Annotated in this window: 19 protein-coding genes; 11 read left to right on the top strand and 8 right to left on the bottom strand. The window is 64.7% G+C overall.

What is annotated here, in order from left to right:
* Positions 1-191 precede the first annotated feature (191 nt).
* Entirely contained in the window at positions 192-1208 is a 1017-nt protein-coding gene (locus tag X265_RS33160; RefSeq protein WP_128968636.1) for a TRAP transporter substrate-binding protein, read from the bottom strand.
* 263 nt (positions 1209-1471) lie between these two features.
* On the opposite strand from X265_RS33160, the gene pobA reads away from it, so the two are divergent.
* Together pobA and X265_RS33150 are read left to right on the top strand one after the other, a co-directional pair.
* Positions 1472-2641, top strand: coding sequence for a 4-hydroxybenzoate 3-monooxygenase (gene pobA / locus X265_RS33155; RefSeq protein WP_128968635.1), 1170 nt, complete (start codon positions 1472-1474; stop codon positions 2639-2641).
* Between the two features lie 224 nt (positions 2642-2865).
* Complete coding sequence (locus X265_RS33150) at positions 2866-3285, top strand: PaaI family thioesterase (RefSeq protein ID WP_128968634.1); 420 nt, start codon at positions 2866-2868, stop codon at positions 3283-3285.
* Positions 3286-3287: 2 nt separating this feature from the next.
* Here the strand turns inward: X265_RS33150 and X265_RS33145 are convergent, their stop codons facing one another.
* Positions 3288-4172, bottom strand: coding sequence for a LysR family transcriptional regulator (locus X265_RS33145; RefSeq protein WP_128968633.1), 885 nt, complete (start codon positions 4170-4172; stop codon positions 3288-3290).
* A 124-nt stretch (positions 4173-4296) separates the two neighbouring features.
* Here X265_RS33145 and X265_RS33140 point away from each other — a divergent pair, with 124 nt between their 5' ends.
* Entirely contained in the window at positions 4297-4920 is a 624-nt protein-coding gene (locus tag X265_RS33140; RefSeq protein WP_128968632.1) for a pyridoxamine 5'-phosphate oxidase family protein, read from the top strand.
* Here the strand turns inward: X265_RS33140 and X265_RS33135 are convergent.
* Together X265_RS33135 and X265_RS33130 are read right to left on the bottom strand one after the other, a co-directional pair.
* Positions 4917-6002 carry an AbrB family transcriptional regulator gene (locus tag X265_RS33135; RefSeq protein ID WP_128968631.1) on the bottom strand — a complete coding sequence of 362 codons (1086 nt, stop codon included), beginning with the start codon at positions 6000-6002 and terminating at the stop codon, positions 4917-4919. The two genes, X265_RS33140 and X265_RS33135, sit on opposite strands and share 4 nt — an antisense overlap.
* Before the next feature lie 100 nt (positions 6003-6102).
* Entirely contained in the window at positions 6103-6372 is a 270-nt protein-coding gene (locus X265_RS33130; RefSeq protein ID WP_128968630.1) for a PsiF family protein, read from the bottom strand.
* Between the two features lie 186 nt (positions 6373-6558).
* Between X265_RS33130 and X265_RS33125 the strand changes: the two genes are divergently transcribed.
* Positions 6559-7056 (top strand): hypothetical protein, encoded by a 498-nt coding sequence (locus tag X265_RS33125; protein WP_128968629.1) that lies wholly within the window; start codon positions 6559-6561, stop codon positions 7054-7056.
* A 46-nt stretch (positions 7057-7102) separates the two neighbouring features.
* Here the strand turns inward: X265_RS33125 and X265_RS33120 are convergent, their stop codons facing one another.
* Positions 7103-7651 (bottom strand): TetR/AcrR family transcriptional regulator, encoded by a 549-nt coding sequence (locus tag X265_RS33120; RefSeq protein ID WP_128968628.1) that lies wholly within the window; start codon positions 7649-7651, stop codon positions 7103-7105.
* 178 nt (positions 7652-7829) lie between these two features.
* On the opposite strand from X265_RS33120, the gene X265_RS33115 reads away from it, so the two are divergent.
* The 4 genes from X265_RS33115 (at position 7830) to X265_RS33100 (ending at position 10199) form a co-directional block, all read left to right on the top strand.
* Entirely contained in the window at positions 7830-8312 is a 483-nt protein-coding gene (locus X265_RS33115) for a PaaI family thioesterase (RefSeq protein WP_128968627.1), read from the top strand.
* Between the two features lie 34 nt (positions 8313-8346).
* The gene (locus X265_RS33110) at positions 8347-8730 is read left to right on the top strand and encodes a CidA/LrgA family protein (RefSeq protein WP_128968626.1); all 384 of its coding nucleotides are present in this window, start codon (positions 8347-8349) and stop codon (positions 8728-8730) included.
* Entirely contained in the window at positions 8727-9449 is a 723-nt protein-coding gene (locus X265_RS33105; RefSeq protein ID WP_128968625.1) for an LrgB family protein, read from the top strand. Before X265_RS33110 ends, X265_RS33105 begins: the two co-directional genes overlap by 4 nt.
* 87 nt (positions 9450-9536) lie before the next feature.
* Complete coding sequence (locus X265_RS33100; protein WP_128968624.1) at positions 9537-10199, top strand: DsbA family protein; 663 nt, start codon at positions 9537-9539, stop codon at positions 10197-10199.
* Between the two features lie 64 nt (positions 10200-10263).
* Here X265_RS33100 and X265_RS33095 read toward each other — a convergent pair whose 3' ends face one another.
* The 3 genes from X265_RS33095 to X265_RS33085 all read right to left on the bottom strand — a co-directional run bounded on the left by X265_RS33095 (position 10264) and on the right by X265_RS33085 (position 12616).
* A complete protein-coding gene (locus X265_RS33095; protein WP_128968623.1) occupies positions 10264-10470 on the bottom strand; it encodes a hypothetical protein in 207 nt (68 codons plus the stop codon).
* Positions 10471-10553: 83 nt separating this feature from the next.
* Positions 10554-11624 (bottom strand): carboxylesterase family protein, encoded by a 1071-nt coding sequence (locus X265_RS33090; RefSeq protein WP_128968622.1) that lies wholly within the window; start codon positions 11622-11624, stop codon positions 10554-10556.
* A 20-nt stretch (positions 11625-11644) separates the two neighbouring features.
* Positions 11645-12616 carry a S1C family serine protease gene (locus X265_RS33085; protein ID WP_128968621.1) on the bottom strand — a complete coding sequence of 324 codons (972 nt, stop codon included), beginning with the start codon at positions 12614-12616 and terminating at the stop codon, positions 11645-11647.
* Between the two features lie 259 nt (positions 12617-12875).
* Between X265_RS33085 and X265_RS33080 the strand changes: the two genes are divergently transcribed.
* The 3 genes from X265_RS33080 to X265_RS33070 all read left to right on the top strand — a co-directional run bounded on the left by X265_RS33080 (position 12876) and on the right by X265_RS33070 (position 18140).
* Positions 12876-14708, top strand: coding sequence for an ABC transporter ATP-binding protein (locus tag X265_RS33080; RefSeq protein ID WP_128968620.1), 1833 nt, complete (start codon positions 12876-12878; stop codon positions 14706-14708).
* A gap of 89 nt (positions 14709-14797) precedes the next feature.
* Positions 14798-16594, top strand: a complete 1797-nt coding sequence (locus tag X265_RS33075) for an ABC transporter ATP-binding protein/permease (protein ID WP_128968619.1) — start codon at positions 14798-14800, stop codon at positions 16592-16594.
* A 127-nt stretch (positions 16595-16721) separates the two neighbouring features.
* Entirely contained in the window at positions 16722-18140 is a 1419-nt protein-coding gene (locus tag X265_RS33070) for a M20 family metallopeptidase (RefSeq protein ID WP_128968618.1), read from the top strand.
* The last annotated feature ends 4 nt before the right edge of the window (positions 18141-18144 follow it).

The following is an 18144-nucleotide window of genomic DNA, read 5'->3' as shown; positions in this document are numbered from 1 at the left end:
GAGTCCTTCCGGTGAGTTCGAAGTGCGCCCGCGTGCGGGCTGCGCTCCCTCCCCCGCTTGCGGGGGAGGGTTGGGGAGAGGGGTGCTTCCACGATCGAGGACCCCCGAGAGGAGAGAGCCCTCACCCGGCGCTTTAGCGCCGACCTCTCCCGCAAGCGGGAGAGGTGCAGCGGAGTTCGTTGCGAGAACCGCTACTCCGCCAGCGCGTTGTACTTCTTCAGCGACGCCTTGAGCTCCGCGAGCGCAGCGTCCGGGTCGGCGCCGGCCTTCTTCGCGCCGTCGGCCCAGGTCTTGACCAGCGGCTCGGCGGCTTTCTTCCAGGCGGCAGTCTGGTCCGGGGTCAGCTTGTAGATCTCGTGGCTTCCCTCCGCCTTCACCTTGTCGATTCCGGCGTCCTCGAACTTGCCCCAGTGCTCGCCGACCACGCCGGCCATCTCGGTCGAGCAGTTCTTGTCGATCGCGGCCTTCTGCTTGTCGGACATGGCATTGTACTTGTCCTTGTTCATCACGAACACGAAGGTCGTGGTGTAGAGCGGCGCGTCCATGTCGTACTTGGTCACCTTGTCGATGCCGAACAGCACCAGCGAGCCCCAGGGGAAGGTCACCGCGTCGGCGACGCCGCGCTCGATGATGTCGCGCACCTCGGGCGCAGAGGACTGCACGTTGGTCCCGCCGAGCGAAGTGACGAAATTCGCCATCGTGGCGTGCGCCGGACGAATCTTCATGCCCTTCACGTCCTCCGGCATCACGATCTTCTTGGTGCGGGAATGGAAGGAGGAGGGCGAGTGAACGAAGGCGAGGCAGTATTTGACGTCCTTCATCTCCTTCTCGGCATATTTGCGGTACCAGGCGTCCAGGCCCTCAGAGCCGCCCTTGGCGTCCGAGATCAGGAACGGCAATTCGCCGGCGCCGATGATCGGGAAGCGGCCGGGCTGGTAGCCGGGATTGACGTAGGTGACGTCGGCGATGCCGTCGCGCGCCATGTCGTAATGGTCGAAGGCCTTGCCGAGCTGCTGGGCCGGGAAGACCTTGCCCGTGATGGTGCCGCCGGAGTCCTTGTTCACCGCGGCCACCCAGTCTTCCAGCGACTTCTGCAGCGGGTGCGAGGCCGGCACCCAATGCGACACCTTCAGGTCGACGGTCTTGTCCTGCGCGAACGCAGGCGTCACGCTTGCTGCCAGCAGCAAAGCCAGACAGGCTTTTCTCATCACGCGTCTCTCCCTCTTTGTGACCGCGGGCTTCGATGGCCCGGTCTCTTTAATTAACATGTTATCTAATTGGTTAGCACGTTCAAGCCGGAACTGGTCGCAGGGGCTGCGTGATCCATGTCAGCCACGTTGCTTGGATTTGTCCCTTCGGCGGAGACTGCAACTCCCCTCTTGCCCAATCGTTATATGCTATAATTATCGCGCGCGGCCGGCTGCGACAAGCGAGCCGCGACGAAAGCCTACAGGATCGGGAGGAGCAAGTATTGCGGACAAAAGTCGCAATCATCGGCGCCGGGCCGGCAGGATTGTTGCTGGGGCAACTCCTGCACCAATACGGCATCGACAACGTCATTCTGGAGCGGCAGAGCCCGGATTACGTGCTCGGACGCATCCGCGCCGGCCTGCTGGAGGAGGGAACGGTCGGGCTGCTGGATCAGATCGGCACCGGCGCGCGGGCGCATGCTGAAGGTCTGGTCCATGAAGGTATCGAACTTGCGTTTGCCGGCCGCCGTCATCGGATCGACATGAAGGCCGCGACCGGCAAGACGGTCATGATCTACGGCCAGACCGAGGTCACGCTCGACCTGATGAACGCACGCAGGGCGGCGGGTCTTACCACCGTCTATGAAGCCAGCGATGTGCAGCCGCATGATTTCGACGGCAGTCACCCGCGCGTAACCTGGGTCAAGGACGGCGCCAGCCACACGCTCGATTGCGACTTCATCGCCGGCTGCGACGGCTTTCACGGCGTCAGCCGCGCCAGCGTGCCGGCCTCCGCGATCGAGGAATTCGAGCGGGTCTACCCATTCGGCTGGCTCGGCATCCTGTCGGAGACGCCGCCGGTCAGCCACGAGCTGATTTACTCCAACCATGATCGCGGCTTCGCGCTCTGCACCATGCGCTCGATGAAGCGCAGCCGGCACTATTTGCAGTGTTCGCTCGACGATCATGTCCTCCAGTGGCCGGACGACCGCTTCTGGGACGAGCTGAAGCGCCGCCTCGACCGGGAGGCCGCCGACAGTCTTGTCACCGGTCCCTCGATCGAAAAGAGCATCGCGCCTTTGCGTAGCTTCGTCGCCGAGCCGATGCGCTTCGGCAAGCTGTTCCTGTGCGGTGATGCCGCTCACATCGTGCCGCCGACCGGCGCCAAGGGATTGAACCTCGCCGCAAGCGATGCGCACTATCTATCGAGCGCCTTCCGTGAGTTCTACGACGAGAAATCCAGCGCAGGGATCGATGCCTATTCCGCCAAGGCGCTCGCGCGCGTCTGGAAGGCCGTGCGCTTCTCCTGGTGGATGACCTCGATGCTGCACAAATTCCCCGACACCGGCACGATCGGGACGCGAATCCAGCTCGCGGAGCTCGACTACGTCACGCAATCGCAGGCCGCGATGACGTCGCTGTCGGAGAACTACGTGGGGCTGCCGTTTTAAAAAGGTGCCGTAGGTGCGCAAAGCGTGGCGTGCCCACGAACTTTCTCGGCGGCGGACTGATCGTGGGCACACTCTTTGCGCCTTTGCCCACCGTACGGCACTGCGCCTGTGGCGGCGCAATTTCAAACAGCCGCCCAAATCCCGTTTAAAACTTTGTAATTGATGCATCTGTCACGTCGCTCGCGTTCAATAGCGGCAATCATTACACCGCGCGCGAGACAGTCATGACCGACATCGATATTCCCGACGGCTTCGAGCCGTTGTCCCGCAAGAGCCCGCTCACCGAACCCTGGGAGCCGCTCTACGCGAAGAAGACCGAACGGGCCGTCGTCATCGGTCTGCGGCTGGCAAGGCCACACACCAACGGCCGCGGCCTGATCCATGGCGGCCTGATCGCCGCGCTCGCCGACAACGCGATGGGCTATAGCTGCGCGCAAGCGACGAACTGGAGCACATCGTTCGTGACGGTCTCGCTCTCGATCGATTTCGCCGGCTCCGCCGAGATCGGCCAATGGTGCTCGATCGAGAGCGATGTGATCAAGACCGGCAAGACGATCTGCTTCGCGCAGAGCCTGATCAAGGCCGACGGGGTCGTGATCGCGCGGGCCAGCGGCACGTTTCGCGTGGTGCCGAAGAAGGGCTGAGCCTACCCAAACTTCCAATCCGCCGTTTCGACGACGAGGTCGATGAACGCGCGAACCTTGGCCGAGAGCAGGCGCGAAGTCGGATAGACGATGTGGATCGGCAGCGCCGGTTGCTCGTACTTCGTCAGCAGGATTTTCAGCCGTCCGCGCTTCAGGCCTTCGGCGGCCTGGTAGGCCAGCACGCGTGTGATGCCGCCTCCGGCCTCGGCATATTGCAGGGCGGCGTCGGCGCTATTGCTGGTGAAGCGCGGCGAGGGCGTTATCTCCATGTCGCGGCCGTCCTGCATGAAGTGCCAGCTCGCGGACGGGCCGAACTGGATCGTCTGGTGCTCGTGCAGTGCCCCGGGAGTCTTCGGCTCGCCATGGCGCTTGAGATAGCCGGGCGCAGCCACCGTGATCCGCCGCATCTCGCCGACATGACGCGCGACGAGCGAGGAATCGGCGAGATGGCCGATGCGGACGGCGGCATCGACAGCGTCTTCCACGAGGTTGACGAGGTTATCAGACAATCTCAGTTCGCAGGCGACCTCGGAGTAACGCTTGAGATAATCGGTCATGACCGGGCTGACATGCAGCCGGCCGAAGCCGACCGGGGCAGATACCACGAAACGTCCGCTGGGGCGGTTGCGCTCCTCCCGCGCCGAGCCGTCGGCTTCCTCGACGTCGGCGAGAATCCGCCGGGCGCGCTCAAGATAGCGCGCGCCAACGTCAGTCAGTCTCACCTGCCGGGTGGTCCGCTGCAGCAGCCGCGCGCCGAGATGTTCCTCCAGGGCCGCGATCAGCCGGGTCACCGCCGACGGCGACATCAGTAGTTTTCGCGCCGCCGGCGCGAAGCCGCGCAGGTCGGCGACGGTGACGAAGACGTGCATGGCTTCAAGGCGGTCCATGGTATTATTGCATATATCGCAACGATGAAGTGTCAAGCGGCCTGATTGTTTTGACGGCTGCCAGGCCCACCTTAGCGGTCGAAAAGATGCGGAGACGCGCCGGAATTTTTCAGGAGATGTTCCGATGACTGCAGGTCATGCCTATGCCAGCGACGTGGCCTTCACCCCCGCGGTGAAGGCCATCCAGGCGCGCAAGGGTTCACGCGAGGCCTATGCCCGCGCCGAGCAGCGCGGCTGGCGCACCGAGATCGACGAGAACCTCGAAGCCTTTCTCGCTGACGCCAACAGCTTCTACTTCGCCACGGCTTCCGCTGATGGCCAGCCCTATATCCAGCATCGCGGCGGCCCGAAGGGGTTTCTGAAGGTGCTCGACAAGCAGACGCTCGCTTTCGCCGATTATGCTGGCAACCAGCAATACCTGACCCAGGGCAATCTCTCCGAGAACCCCAAGGCCTACATCTTCGTGATGGACTATGCCCATCGCCGCCGCGTGAAGATCTGGGGCGAGGCGCGCGTGGTGGAGGACGACGATGCACTGACGGAGGCGCTGATGCCGAAAGGCTATCGCGCGCGTCCCGAGCAGGTGATCCTGTTCAAGATCGCGGCCTGGGACACCAACTGCCCGCAGCACATCCCGCAGAAGTTCGACGCCGCGGATGTTGCGGCGGCGTTGGCGGCAAGGGACCAGCGGATAGCGGAGCTCGAGGCGGAGCTGGCGGCGTTGAAGGGGCAGACGACCGCGGCCTAGTCGTCCACGTCGTCCTGTGTGCGGCCGAACAGGTGCACGATGCCCGGCGTCGCGATCGTCACGAACACGAAGCGCGAGAGATGATGGGCGCCGACGAAGATCGGGTCGATGTGAAGCGTGAGCGCCAGCGCCAGCATCGCGTCCATCGCGCCGGGTGCGAAGGCAACGACCACGTCGGAGAACTTCACCTGCGTGGTGAGCGCAACGATGCCGACGAAGATGGCGGAGACGGCGATGGCAACGGCAAACGAGCCCAGCGCAGCGTTGATGTGGCCGGCCAGCGTCTTCATCCGCATCCGGGCAAAGCGGCTGCCGATCAGCGCGCCGATGCCGACCAGCGAGACGCCGCGCACCCAGTTCGGCAGACCGCCATCGACCCAGCCCGCGCCGTGCAGCACGCTGGACGCGATCATCGCGCCGAACATCCAGCTCGCCGGAAACCTGATCAACCGCAGCACGAGCGATGCCGCCAGGGAAGCTGCGACCAGCTCAAGAAGATCAAGCGGCGAGGCAATCGTGGTCGTCAGCGACGGCGCAACGGAGGGCGCAACGCCGGCGATTGCCAGCACCATCGGCAGCGCCGCCGTCAGGATGATCACGCGCATGGTCTGCACCACCGCGATGCCCGGTAGGTCGGCGCCGCGCTCGACCGCCAGGATGGTGATCTGTGACAGCGCACCGGGACTGCCGGCGAGGAAGGCCGAGGTGCGGTCCCAGCCATGGACGCGCTGGAGGTAATAGCTTGAGCCGAAGGTCGAGCAGAAGGTGGCGAGCGCCAACAGGCCGATGGTCAGCGGATAGGTACTGACCTGCTGGATCAGGTGACGCGAAACGACGGAGCCCAGCGAAATGCCCAGCAGCACCAGCACGGTCTGGGTCAGGATCGGAGGAAGGGCCAGCTGGCGCCCGGCAATCGCGGCAATGCCGACTGCGATCATCGATCCCGAGATCAGTCCGCCCGGCAGGCCCGCGACAAGGAAAACGAGGCCGCCCGCCGCACCGATGACAAGCGTTTCCGCTGTGCTCAAAACCTTGGCACGGCTCGGCCACTCGAACGGCAGGGAGGCGGTGATTTGCTTCACGCCGCCTTATCGCAAATCGGCGAGAGGTGCACAATTGCAGGCTCGTCATGCCGCAATGCGTGCGCCTCCCGCCAAGAGCAAGGCCTGGATTGTGACGAATTTACTTCTTGTCGGCGGCGGGCGGGGTGCCTGCCTTGGCGCTCTTGATGCACTCGGAGCGGAATTTCTTGCGCTCCTTGCCGTGCAGGCCCTTGGCATCCGCCTGCTTGGAGCATTCGAGCGATTCAGCCGAGCGCTCCTTGGGCGCCTTCTTGTCGGCGGTCGTGGTGGCGTCGGTCTTGGCCGCCGGAGCCGCGGTCTGTGCGAAGGCTACGCCGGTGGCGAACAGGGAGGCAATGGCGACGGCGGCTAGGCGGGAGGCGAGGGTCATGATGATGCACTCTTCTTGGGAGAATTGCGAAGGACGCGACCGTCGGCCCGCATAGCTGAACGCGACATGAATAATCTGAACGGCGGAATCACTATATTTTGGCGCCGATCACCATCGCTTCCTTGTCCGAAGTCCGGGACACGCTAGGATAGTAATCCCGTTTTGCCTGCCTGAGGGAGACCAAGGATGACCATTCAAGCCAGATTGTTGTGTGCGATTGCGGTGTCGGGTGTTGCTGCACTGGTAGCGAGTGCGCCGGCGCAGGCGCTGACCTCGCAGGAATGCAGCGCGAAATACCAGGCCGCCAAGAAGGACGGCTCGCTCGGCACCATGAAGTGGAATGACTTCCGCAAGGCCCAGTGCGGTGCCGATGCGACGCCCGCGGCTGCGCCGACCGCCGCGGCACCGGCTGCGCCCCCGCCGGCCGCCGAGCCGAAGCAGGCGAAGAAGGAGGTGGCGCCTGCTGCTGCTCCGGCGCCGTCCTTGCCGGCCGGACCCGCGATCTTCCCCAATGCGGTCGATCCGAAATACGCCAAGGAGACCGCCGGCAAGGCTCGTCTCCATACCTGCGTCGATCAATACAATGCCAACAAGGCCACCAACGGCAATGGCGGCATGAAGTGGATCGAGAAGGGCGGCGGCTACTACAGCGAGTGCAACAAGAAGCTGAAGGGCGCCGCCTGAGCCTCCAATTGATGCGATGGCCGGAGCTGAGCTCCGGCCATTTTGCTTAGTCCAATAATTTCTCGGCCGATTTCGCCACGAGCTGCGACCGCTTGCGCGGGCCGCGCTCGACGAACAACAGGCTCTGGCCGAAGATGAAGCAGTAGAACAGGAAGGCCTGCGCCTCGGCCTCCTCAGCTTCCAGTCCGGTCGCGCGATAGAGCTCGGCCACATGCTTGAGCCGCGCCGCATCCACGCTCGCGACCGCAGCCGCTGCGCTCTCGTCCGAGCGCGCCCATTGCCGGATCGCAAGCTCGATCGCCATGCCTTCCGGATTGAGCCGCTCGGAATAAAGCTGGATCACCGCCTTCAGCCGCTCGCGGGGGTCTTGCCCGTCGAGGCTGGTCTGCTGCGCGATGGAGGTCGTGCGCCCCTCGCGCCAGTGCACCAGCATGGCCTCGAGCAGCGCGGCGCGATCGGCGAAGCGGCGGTAGAACCCGCCTTTGGTGACGCCGAGACTCTTGGCGAGCAACTCGACCCGAACGCCCTCGACGCCGGCGCGGGCGAGCTCCTTAAACCCGGCCTCGACCCAGATATCGCCCTTGCGGTCGTTCATGAACGAAGCCTCACCCGTTTTTTGATACGCTGCCGTATTGCTACAGTGCCTGCCGCTTGATACGCTACCGTATCAAGATCAAGAACACGGGCCAGGGCAGGACATGACCATGGAGCACGAGGCGACCTATCGCGAGGCTGCGCAGCGCTATCTTGTCGAACCGGCCGAGGCTTGAGCCATGGCTGCGTTCGAGCCGAAAAACCCCGGCTATCGTGCGGCGGCCGTCGCGATGTTCGAACGCCAGCCGGCGATGCGTACGCTCGGCATCGTCATCGTCCGCCTCTCGCCGGGCGAGGTCGAGCTGGCCATGCTGCATTCGGCAGACTTCACGCAGCAGAACGGTTTTGTCCACGCCGGCATCATCACGGCGGGGCTCGACAACGCCTGCGGCGTTGCTGCCTTCACGCTGATGCCGTCCGAGGCCGATATCCTCACGGTCGAGTTCAAGACCACGCTGCTCGCCCCCGCCCGCGGCGAGCGCTTCGTCTTCAAGGCCGAGGTGGTCAAGCCCGGCCGGACGCTCACCTTCTGCGAAGCCAGAGCCTTTGCCGAGCACGAAGGCAAGACCACGCTGATCGCCACCATGACCGGAACGCTGATGGCGATGCTGCCGCGCGTTGGTGCTTCGCACGAACCGCGCGGCCTCCGCGCCCAGCAGTGATTGACAAGCCCTGCGGCGCATCCCTTGATGCGGCATGCTTGCGAGTCTCAGCCTTATCCTGCTCTGCCAATTGATCGGCGAGGCCGTGGTCCGCGGCCTTGGCCTGCCCGTGCCGGGGCCCGTGCTCGGCCTGCTGCTGCTTCTGATCCTGCTGCTGGCCCGCGACCGTTTTGCGCTGCTCGCGCGCGGGCCGCTCGGCAATGACGGCGTGGAATCCGCAAGCAAGGGCCTGCTGGCTCATCTTTCGCTGCTGTTCGTTCCCGCCGGTGTCGGCGTGGTGCAAAAACTCGATCTGCTCGCCTCCCATGGCATCGCCATCGTCCTGGTGCTCGCACTCTCCGTGGTCCTCACCTTGCTGGCCACCGTCCTGACCTTCCGCCTGGTCAGCCGCCTGTTGAAGCAGCAGGACGCGCAATGAAGGACGATTCCTTCTCCCTCTGGGTTTACCTGTCGCAGTCGCCGCTGCTCTGGTTGACGGTGACGCTGCTGGTCTATGCGACCACGGACGCGGTGTCGCTGGCGACGCGGCGGCATCCGTTTGCCAATCCCGTGCTGCATGCGATGTGGATCATCGGCGCGTTCCTGCTCGTGACAGGCACGTCCTACACCACCTATTTCGCCGGCGCGCAGTTCGTGCACTTCCTGCTCGGGCCTGCCACCGTGGCGCTCGCCGTGCCGCTTTACGAAAACCGCAAGCGTGTGGTCTCCTCCATCGTGCCGATGCTGGTGGCGCTGGTCGCGGGCTCGGTGACCGCAGTGGTGTCTGTCGTTCTGCTGGCGGAGTTCGCCGGCCTTCCGCATGACGTGGTGCTGGCGCTGGCGCCGAAATCGGTCACGGCCGGCGTTGCCATGGGCATTGCCGAATCGCTGCATGCAGATCCTTCGCTGACAGCGGTTGCGGTCATCCTCACCGGTATCATGGGGGCGATTATCGTGACGCCGCTGATGAACCGCACCGGCGTGACCGATTTCCGCGCTCGCGGCTTTGCCGCCGGCCTTGCCGCGCATGGCATCGGCACGGCCCGCGCATTCCAGGTCGACGAGCTCGCCGGGGTCTTCTCCGGCATCGCCATGAGCCTGAACGCTTTGGTGACCTCGTTCCTGGTCCCCTTGGTGGTGACCCTGCTGGTGCGATGACATCGCCCCAGCGACTCTCTATATGGAGCGTAACAATTGCCGGCTTCCAGACGTATTTGCGAGGATGGGGCCGAAACGGGACGAGATATGGCTGGATTCAGGAATAAGGGCTTTGGGCCGACGCGGCGTGCGGCGCTGACGTTGATCGGGGCAGGCGCGTTTGCCGCTGGCGGGACGACGCTGGCCCGCGCCGCAGCGAGCGGCGACGACGAGGTGCTGACCGAAGCCAAGGTGCTGCGCGACCCTGATGTTCCCGTCGCCGGCAACCCCGAGGGCAACATCAGCATCATCGAATGGTCCGACTATAACTGCCCCTATTGCCGAAAGCTCGAACCCGAGCTGCGCCAGGTCGTCCAGGACGACGGCAAGGTGAGGCTGGTCTTGAAGGACTGGCCGATCCTGGGACCCGTCTCGGTGACAGCTGCCCGGATCGCGCTCGCGGCGAAATTCCAGGACAGGTATCATCAGGCTCACGACGCCATGATGGGTGTCAGCTCGCCCCTGACCGAATCTCGTATCAGCGAGCTGCTTGCATCGGTCGGCGTCGACATGGATCGTCTCAAGAGCGATCTCGCCGCGCACGGCAAGGACATCGACGCGATCCTCAAGCGCAACAACGACCAGGCCGAAGCCTTCGGCTTCCGTGGTACGCCGTCCTTCATCGTCGGCAAATACCGGGTGCCGGGCGTGCTCAGCATGAACGAGTTCGAGCAGGTCATCGCGGACGCCCGCAAGGCCAAGATGAACTGATCACGGACAAGCAAAGGCGCCGCCGCGGACCCGCGACAGCGCCTGTTCATCGTGATTGTGCTTGTTACTTCGACGAGATCCGGACCCAGTCCTTGTGCGCGCGGTCGCGCAACGCATCCCAATCGGCCTTTGCGACATCCCAGTTCACGATGGTGCGATTGGTGATTGCGACCTCACCATTCGCCACTGATGACGTCTGCATGGAGTCGTAGACATAGACGCCGCAAGCGAGCAGCAGCGCGCCCAGGATCATTCCGAAAAAAGTCTGCATGGCGAACCTCCGGTGACGGACCGATAACGTCGGTCCCGGAGCGATGGTTCCGCCACAGTGCGGCGCGGGTAAGGACACCTCGTTCATGACCCGTTCAGCCACGCCAGCAACTCGGCGTTGATCTCGCGGGGATACGTGTGGCTGAGGTCGTCGATCTCGCGATAGGTGACGTCAGCGCCGGCCGCGGAGAGCGCGGCTTGCGTCTGCCGTGCGGTCTGTACCGGAAACATCCAGTCGAGCTTGCCGTGGGTGATGAAGACAGGCAGGCCCTGCAGACGCGCGGCGTCGGCCATCTCCGCCATCAGGGGATGGAAGGTGGCCGCCACCGGTGCGAGATGCGTGAAGGGCGAGGCGCCGTCGAGTCCGCTGACATAGCAGAAGGTGCCGCCGTCGCTCATGCCTGATAGCAGCATGCGTGAAGCGTCGACCGACCAGCGGCCGCGCACCCATTCGAGGATTCGCATCAGGTTGGGCGTGTCGGTGTCGTCGCCCATCAGCGCCCAAGTCTGCCCCGTCGCGGTCGGCGCCACCAGGATGGCGCCAAGGCTGCGCGCATCGCGCAGCCAGCTCCACAGGAAGCCGCGGCCATTGCCGCTGCCGCCATGCAGCGCCACGACCAGCGGCCAGGCGCGACCAGCCGTATAATATTCGGGCACATAGACCGAGAAACCGCCGCGGCTGCCGGGCTCGTTGTGATTGTGGAAGATGCCGGTGTGCTCGCTGGCGCCGGCCTCCAGCCGCGCCAGCAACTCCTCATTGTCGCGATTGGCGGCATTGAGGAAGAAGTTGCTCACCGGCGGAAACTGCAGCGACAGCGGATAAAGCGCCTCCTGCGCGCGCGGTAGATGGCGCAACGCGCGGAACACCGCGACGAGATCGCCATTGCCGCGCTCGACGTCGCGGACGCCGGCAAAGGCAGCGAGCGCCTCGTTGCAGGCGCGATCCAGCCGCTCCCGCAGTCCGATGAACTGCTCCGGCCAGGCGCCGATTGCTGCATGTGCGGACCGGAGCGCATCATCCGGCGCGCCGATTGCGTTCATCACCGAGCCGAACGCCGGCGGATGCAAATGCCGGGCGAAGTAGCCGAGCGCTTCCAGCGCATTGAGCAGCGGCGGCAGCACGGCCACAATGTCGTCAACGACGGCCTCGGTCATTGCGGCGTCCTTTGACTGGATCAGTGCAGCTTCGGCGCCTTCAGAAGCTTGAAGCGGTCGGTCGACGTCACCGTGACGTCGAAGGTGACGCCGTCATGATGCACGGTCAGCGGCACGTCGACGCCGGCGGCGCCAAGCGACCACATCTTCCTGTAGAAAGCAGCCTGGCTTGTAACCTTCTCGCCAGCGACCGCCAGGATGACATCTTCGCTCTTGAGCTCGGCGCGCGCGGCCGGTCCGTTGGCGGAGATGCCGATCACCACCACGCGGTTGTCGATCTCGGTCGAATAGAGCCCCAGCCACGGCCGTGCCGGCTTGTTGACGCGACCGAATTTGCGCAAATCATCGAGGATCGGCTTCAAAAGGTCGATCGGCACGATCATGTTGACATGCTCGGCCTTGCCGTCGCGTTCACGCTGGAGCTGAAGCGAACCGATGCCGATCAACTCGCCGCGCTCGTTGATCAGCCCCGTGCCGCCCCAATTTGGATGAGCGGGGTAGGTGAACAAGGCCTCGTCGAGCAGATACTCCCAGTAGCCGGCGAACTCCTGCTTGGCGACGATCCGGCTTGCGAGCGATCGCGTCCGCCCGCCGGCGCCGCCGACCACGACGCGGTCGCCGAGCCTGATATCAGCCGACGAGCCGAGCGGCAGCGGTTCGATGTCGAGCTGGCCGAGCGCTTGCACCAGCCCGAACCCGGTGACGGCATCGAAGCCGAGCACATGTCCCTCCACCACGCGTCCGTCGCCGAGGTGAAGCCAGACCGATTCCGCTTCGGTGACGAGATAGCCGATGGTCAGCACCAGCCCGTCGTCGATCACGACGCCGTTGCCGGCGCGCTCGGTGCCGAGCGTTTCGGCGCTGAAAGCGTCCGACGGGATGATGGCATGCAGGCCGACGACGGAGGCGAGCGCGCGGTCAAGATCGAAGCCGTAATCGCTCGCCCGGGGCTGGTGCGCCGGCGGCACTCTCCATTCGGTCAGAACGGCCATGGAGTTCTCCTGGTCAGTCATCTGCTGCGTGCGTGCGAAGCAGCAACAATCTATGCCCCACGGGCCGATCTTGAAAGACTTGATCGCAGCTATTCACGCGCCTCCGCAGTCCGTTCAGGAACCAATGTAGCTGAAGTCGGCTCGCATTGCCGGGATGTCGGCTGCCTCTCCAAGCCAGTCGCGACGAGAGTGCCGGCCGGTCGTTGATAGCTGCAAGTTCCGTCTTTCCTTGCCTGGAAAATAATCATACGTGCGATGCATGCCGTTCACGAGCATGACCAGGTCCGATCCGAAGCTGAATGCGCCGGGCACGCTCGGTCAGCTCCGGCGCCTGCATGCTGCCGTGCGATTTGCATTGCCGCAGCGGCATGCAGTCACCGTGATCATGCTGCTGGTGCTCGCGGTTGCCGCCATCAATGCCTTCGAGCCGCTTGTGCTCAAATGGGTGTTCGATCAGCTCACCGATCTGCAGCAAGCCGGCGCGATCCTGACCGGCATGTTGCTGCTGCTCGCCTTCGCCGTTTGCCGGGAAGCAATGGACGGCTTTGCCAATTGGCTGACATGGCGGACCCGGATCGGGCTGCAATATGCGCTGCTGGAGGCAACCATCGGCAAGCTGCACCGCATGCCGCTGCGGATCCAGCGCAGCGAGGGCATTGGCGCGATCATGACGCGGCTGGACCGCAGCATTCAGGGCTTCACCTCGGCCGTCGCGCTGATCCTGTTCAGCATCCTGCCTTCGCTGATCTTCCTCGTGCTCGCGATCGCGATCATGTTGCGGCTGGAATGGCGGCTCGCTCTGCTTGTTCTCGCCTTCGCCCCGCTGCCCGCCGCCATCGCGGCCTTTGCCGGACCCGAGCAGATGCACCGCGAGCGCACGCTGCTCGACCGCTGGGCCAGGATCTATTCACGCTTCAACGAGGTGTTGTCCGGAATCGTCATCGTGCGCAGCTTCGCCATGGAGGACGTGGAGAAGTCGCGCTTTCTCGGCGACGTCGCCGCCGCCAACCAGGTGGTGATCAAAGGCGTCGCGGTCGACGCCGGCTATGCCTCGGCCAGCAATCTCGCGGTTGCGCTGGCGCGGCTCGGCGGGCTGGCGCTCGGGGCTTATTTCGTCGTGCAGGGAGAAATCACGGTCGGCACCGTGGTTGCCTTCCTCGGCTATATCGGCGGCCTGTTCGGTCCGGTGCAGGGGCTGAGCGGGGTGTATTCCAGCTTGCGCAAGGCCTCCGTCTCGCTCGACGAGATCTTCGGCATCCTCAACGTCCAGGAACATCTCGGCGATTCCGCCGGCGCGATCGATCTGCCCGACGTCAAGGGCGAGGTCAGCTTCGAGAACGTGCATTTCCGCTACGAGCAGCCGCAGCGTCCGCTGCTGGATGGCCTGACGCTACGCGCCGCGCCCGGCGAGACGGTTGCCATCGTCGGGCCGAGCGGCTCCGGCAAGACGACGCTGATGGCGCTGTTGATGCGCTTCTATGATCCGCTGGAAGGCCGCATCACCATCGACGGTCTCGATCTGCGCGGAATCAAGCAGAGCTCGCTGCGCCGGCACATCGGGGTCGTGCTCCAGGATCCGTTGCTGTTCAACGACAGCATCAAAGCCAACATCGCCTACGGCCGGCCGGACGCAACCGACGCCGAGATCGAGTCCGCGGCGAGGGCTGCGCATGCGCACGACTTCATCATGCGCCTGCCGGATGGTTACGAGACGCGCGTCGGCGAACGCGGCGGCCTGCTGTCCGTCGGCGAACGCCAGCGCATCACCATTGCGCGGGCGCTTCTGAAGAATCCGCCGATCCTGGTGCTGGATGAAGCGACCTCGGCACTCGATGCGGAATCGGAGGAAGCGGTTCAGACCGCAATCGAGCAGTTGGTCGCTGCACGCACCACTTTCGTGATCGCGCATCGGCTCTCGACGGTGGTCAATGCCGACCGCATCATCGTGCTGAAGGAGGGCCGCATCGTCGAATCCGGTCGTCATGGCGACTTGATGCGGCAGAACGGTTACTACGCCTCCCTGGTCCGCCGCCAGCACCGCGGGCTGATCGACAACGATATCGATCCCTCGGCCATTCCCGCGGCGGGATAAGCGAGCGAAGCTTCCTCTTTCCTTCAGGAACTTACCGGCATAGCCTGCGTTCCCTAGAGCTTGCGGTCCAATCCAGGCAAGGGGGATCCATGGTCAGGCTCCGTGTGGTGCTGGGCGCGCTCCCCGTGACGGAGGCACCGTCGCGGCTGTGGCGGTTTTGTCGAAGCGCCGGAGGATATTGGCGCGGCAAAGGCTCTGGCCTTGCTTGGCTGGTCACCATCAGCATGGTTGCAGTGGTGCTTGCGAGCCTCGGCATCACCTACGGTCTCAACCTCTGGAATCGCCATTTCTACGACGCACTCGGCGCCAAGGATGCCGCCACCGCACTGCATCAGGCGGTGTTGTTTCCCCTGCTGGTCGGCCTCTATTTAGCGCTGTGCGTGTTCGCGATGTGGGCGCGCATGACCATGCAGCGCACCTGGCGCGCATGGCTGAACGCGCATCTCCTCGGCCGCTGGCTCGCGCACAGCCGCTTCTACAAGCTCGAACTCATCGGGGGAGACCACAAGAACCCCGAGCATCGCATCAACGATGACCTGCGCATCGCCACCGAAATGCCGGTGGATTTCGTGTCCGGGCTTGTCACCGCGCTGCTGTCGGCGGCGACTTTCATCGTCGTGCTCTGGAATGTCGGCGGCGCGCTCAGGCTCGAGGTCGGCGGCCATGTGCTCGACATTCCCGGCTTCCTGGTGGTCGCGGCCGTGCTTTACGCCCTGATCGTCAACGGTTCGATGCTGGGGGTGGCGTTCCGCTTCATTCCGCTGACCGAGCAGAAGAACCAGGCGGAGGCCGAATACCGCTACGCCCTGACCCGTGTGCGCGAGAATGCGGAGAGCATCGCTCTGCTCGGCGGCGCCGACGCCGAAGCCGAGCGGCTCGATCGTGGGTTCGGAACGGTGGTCGCGCGCTGGCGCGATCTCATGGGCCAGCACATGCGCGCCGTGATCGTGCAGCAAGGCAGCGCGCAGCTTTGCGGCGTCGTTCCGATCCTGTTGTGCCTGCCGCGCTATTTCGACGGCAGCATGTCGCTTGGTGCCATCATGCAGGTGGCCTCGGCCTTCACCATCGTCCAGCATGCGCTGAGCTGGTTCATGGAGAACTACACCAGGCTTGCCGACTGGACGGCATCTGCGCGGCGCGTCGGCGCCTTGATGCTTGCGATCGACGAGCTCGAAGCGGCGGAATCCGGGCGTGCCGCATGCATCGCGCACCGCGAGGACGGGCAGACGGCGCTGCACCTCAGGGATGTCGTCGTGGCGCTCGAGAACGGCACGCCGATCGTGCGCGGCGCAAATGTGAGCGTCAGGGCCGGCGAGCACGTGCTGATCGCGGGAGAGTCCGGCTGCGGCAAGAGTTCGCTGGTCCGCGCAATTGCGGGCTGCTGGCCCTGGGGCGGGGGCAGCATTACGCGGGCCTCGGGGCAGCGCGTGCAGGTCGTGCCGCAGCGTCCTTACATTCCGTTCGGTACGTTGCGCGATGCCATCACGTATCCACGGCCTTCCACCGAGATTGCGGACGAGGAGGTGTCCCGGGTGCTTGTCCTGGCCGGCCTCGGGCAGTTCGCTGGCCGGCTCGATCATGTTGCGGCCTGGGATCGCACCTTGTCGGAAGGTGAGAAGCAGCGGCTGTCGATTGCGCGGCTGTTGCTGCATCGCCCCGACGTCATCGCGCTGGACGAGGCAACGTCGGCGCTGCATGTCCAGGGACAGGCCGAACTGATGGCGGTGATCGCGCGTGAGCTGCCGCAGGCAACGATCATCAGCGTCGGGCATCGCCCCGAGCTCGAGGCCTATCATGACCGCAAGCTCACGATTTTGCGGCGGGCCGACGGTGCGGTGATCGCGGCCGATCAGCCGATCCATCGCGGCCTGGAGGCGGCCGAGTAGATAGCGGCTGCATCGTGTCCCGCCGATGGCGATTGCATGGCTGATCTCCTGCCTTACGCTGGCCGCGGCGGCCCCGAGCTGCTAACCATTGCCGCTTCGTTTGACCAAGGGATCACGGACCGAAGCAATGGACAATCGCAGCGACATCTGGCGTGGCATCGACACGATCAAGGGGCGTTTCATCGACCTCAGTGACAGGGTCTGGGGCATGCCCGAAGTCTGCTACACCGAGGCGCGCTCCGCCGCCGAGCATCTCGCTGAATTGCGCCACCAGGGTTTCCGCATCACCGAGAAGGTCGCGGGCATTCCGACGGCTGTGATGGGCGAATGGGGCGAGGGCGGTCCGGTCATCGCTTTCATGGGCGAGTATGACGCGCTGCCGGGCCTCAGCCAGGAGGCTGGAATTGCCGAGCACCGCCCGATCGAGACCGGTGGCCACGGCCATGGTTGCGGCCACAATCTGCTCGGCTCGGCGGCACTGCTCGCGGCGACCGCGGTCAAGGATTGGCTCGCCGAACACAAGGTGCCCGGTCGCGTGCGCTATTACGGCTGTCCGGCGGAAGAGGGCGGCGCCGCAAAGGCCTTCATGGTGCGCTCGGGCGCGTTCGAGGACGCTGATATTGCGATCACCTGGCATCCGCACAGCTTCTGGGAAGTCGCGGTGACGCCGTCGCTCGCCAATACCCGCGCCGACTTCATCTTCACCGGCCGCACCTCGCATGCGGCGGCCTCGCCCCACCTCGGCCGCTCCGCGCTCGACGCGGTCGAGCTGATGAATGTCGGTGTGAACTACATGCGCGAGCACATGCCGAGCGATGCGCGCGTGCATTACGCGCTGCTCGATACCGGCGGCATCGCGCCCAACGTGGTGCAGGCCCATGCGCGCGTGCGCTATTCCATTCGCGCGCGCGACCTTCCCGGCATGAACGAGCTGGTCGGGCGCGTCAGCAAGATCGCGGAAGGCGCGGCTTTGATGACCGAGACCAAGGTCGAGATGAAGATCATCTCCGCCGTCTCCAACATCCTGCCCAACACGCCGCTTGAGCAGGCGCTTCATCGGGTCATGGAAGAGCTCGGACCGCCGCATTTCGACGACACCGACAAGGGCTTTGCCAGCCAGATCCGCGGGACGCTGACCGACAAGGACATCGCGTCGGTCTATTACGCGATCGGCATGGAGCCGACCGATCGGCCGCTGGCCGACTTCCTGGTGCCGCTCGACGCCAAGCGCAACCCGCTGGTCGGCTCGACCGACGTCGGCGATGTGAGCTGGGTGGTGCCGACCGTGCAGGTTCACGCACCAACGGTTGCAATCGGCACGCCTTTCCACACCTGGCAGGTGGTGGCACAGGGCAAGAGCCCGCATGCCCACAAGGCAATGGTGCAGGCAGCCAAGGCCATGGCCGGCCTCGGCATCAAGGCGCTGACTGAACCGGAGCTGATCAAGGCTGCGAAGGCCGATCTGACGAAGCGGACCGCCAAGACGCCTTATGTCTGCCCGCTGCCGGACCACGTCGCGCCGCCGCTCAATATGTCCGTAGCGTAGAATT

Origin of the sequence: Bradyrhizobium guangdongense (assembly GCF_004114975.1) — a bacterium.
Classification (GTDB): domain Bacteria; phylum Pseudomonadota; class Alphaproteobacteria; order Rhizobiales; family Xanthobacteraceae; genus Bradyrhizobium; species Bradyrhizobium guangdongense.
This window is presented reverse-complemented; position numbering and strand designations above follow the sequence as displayed.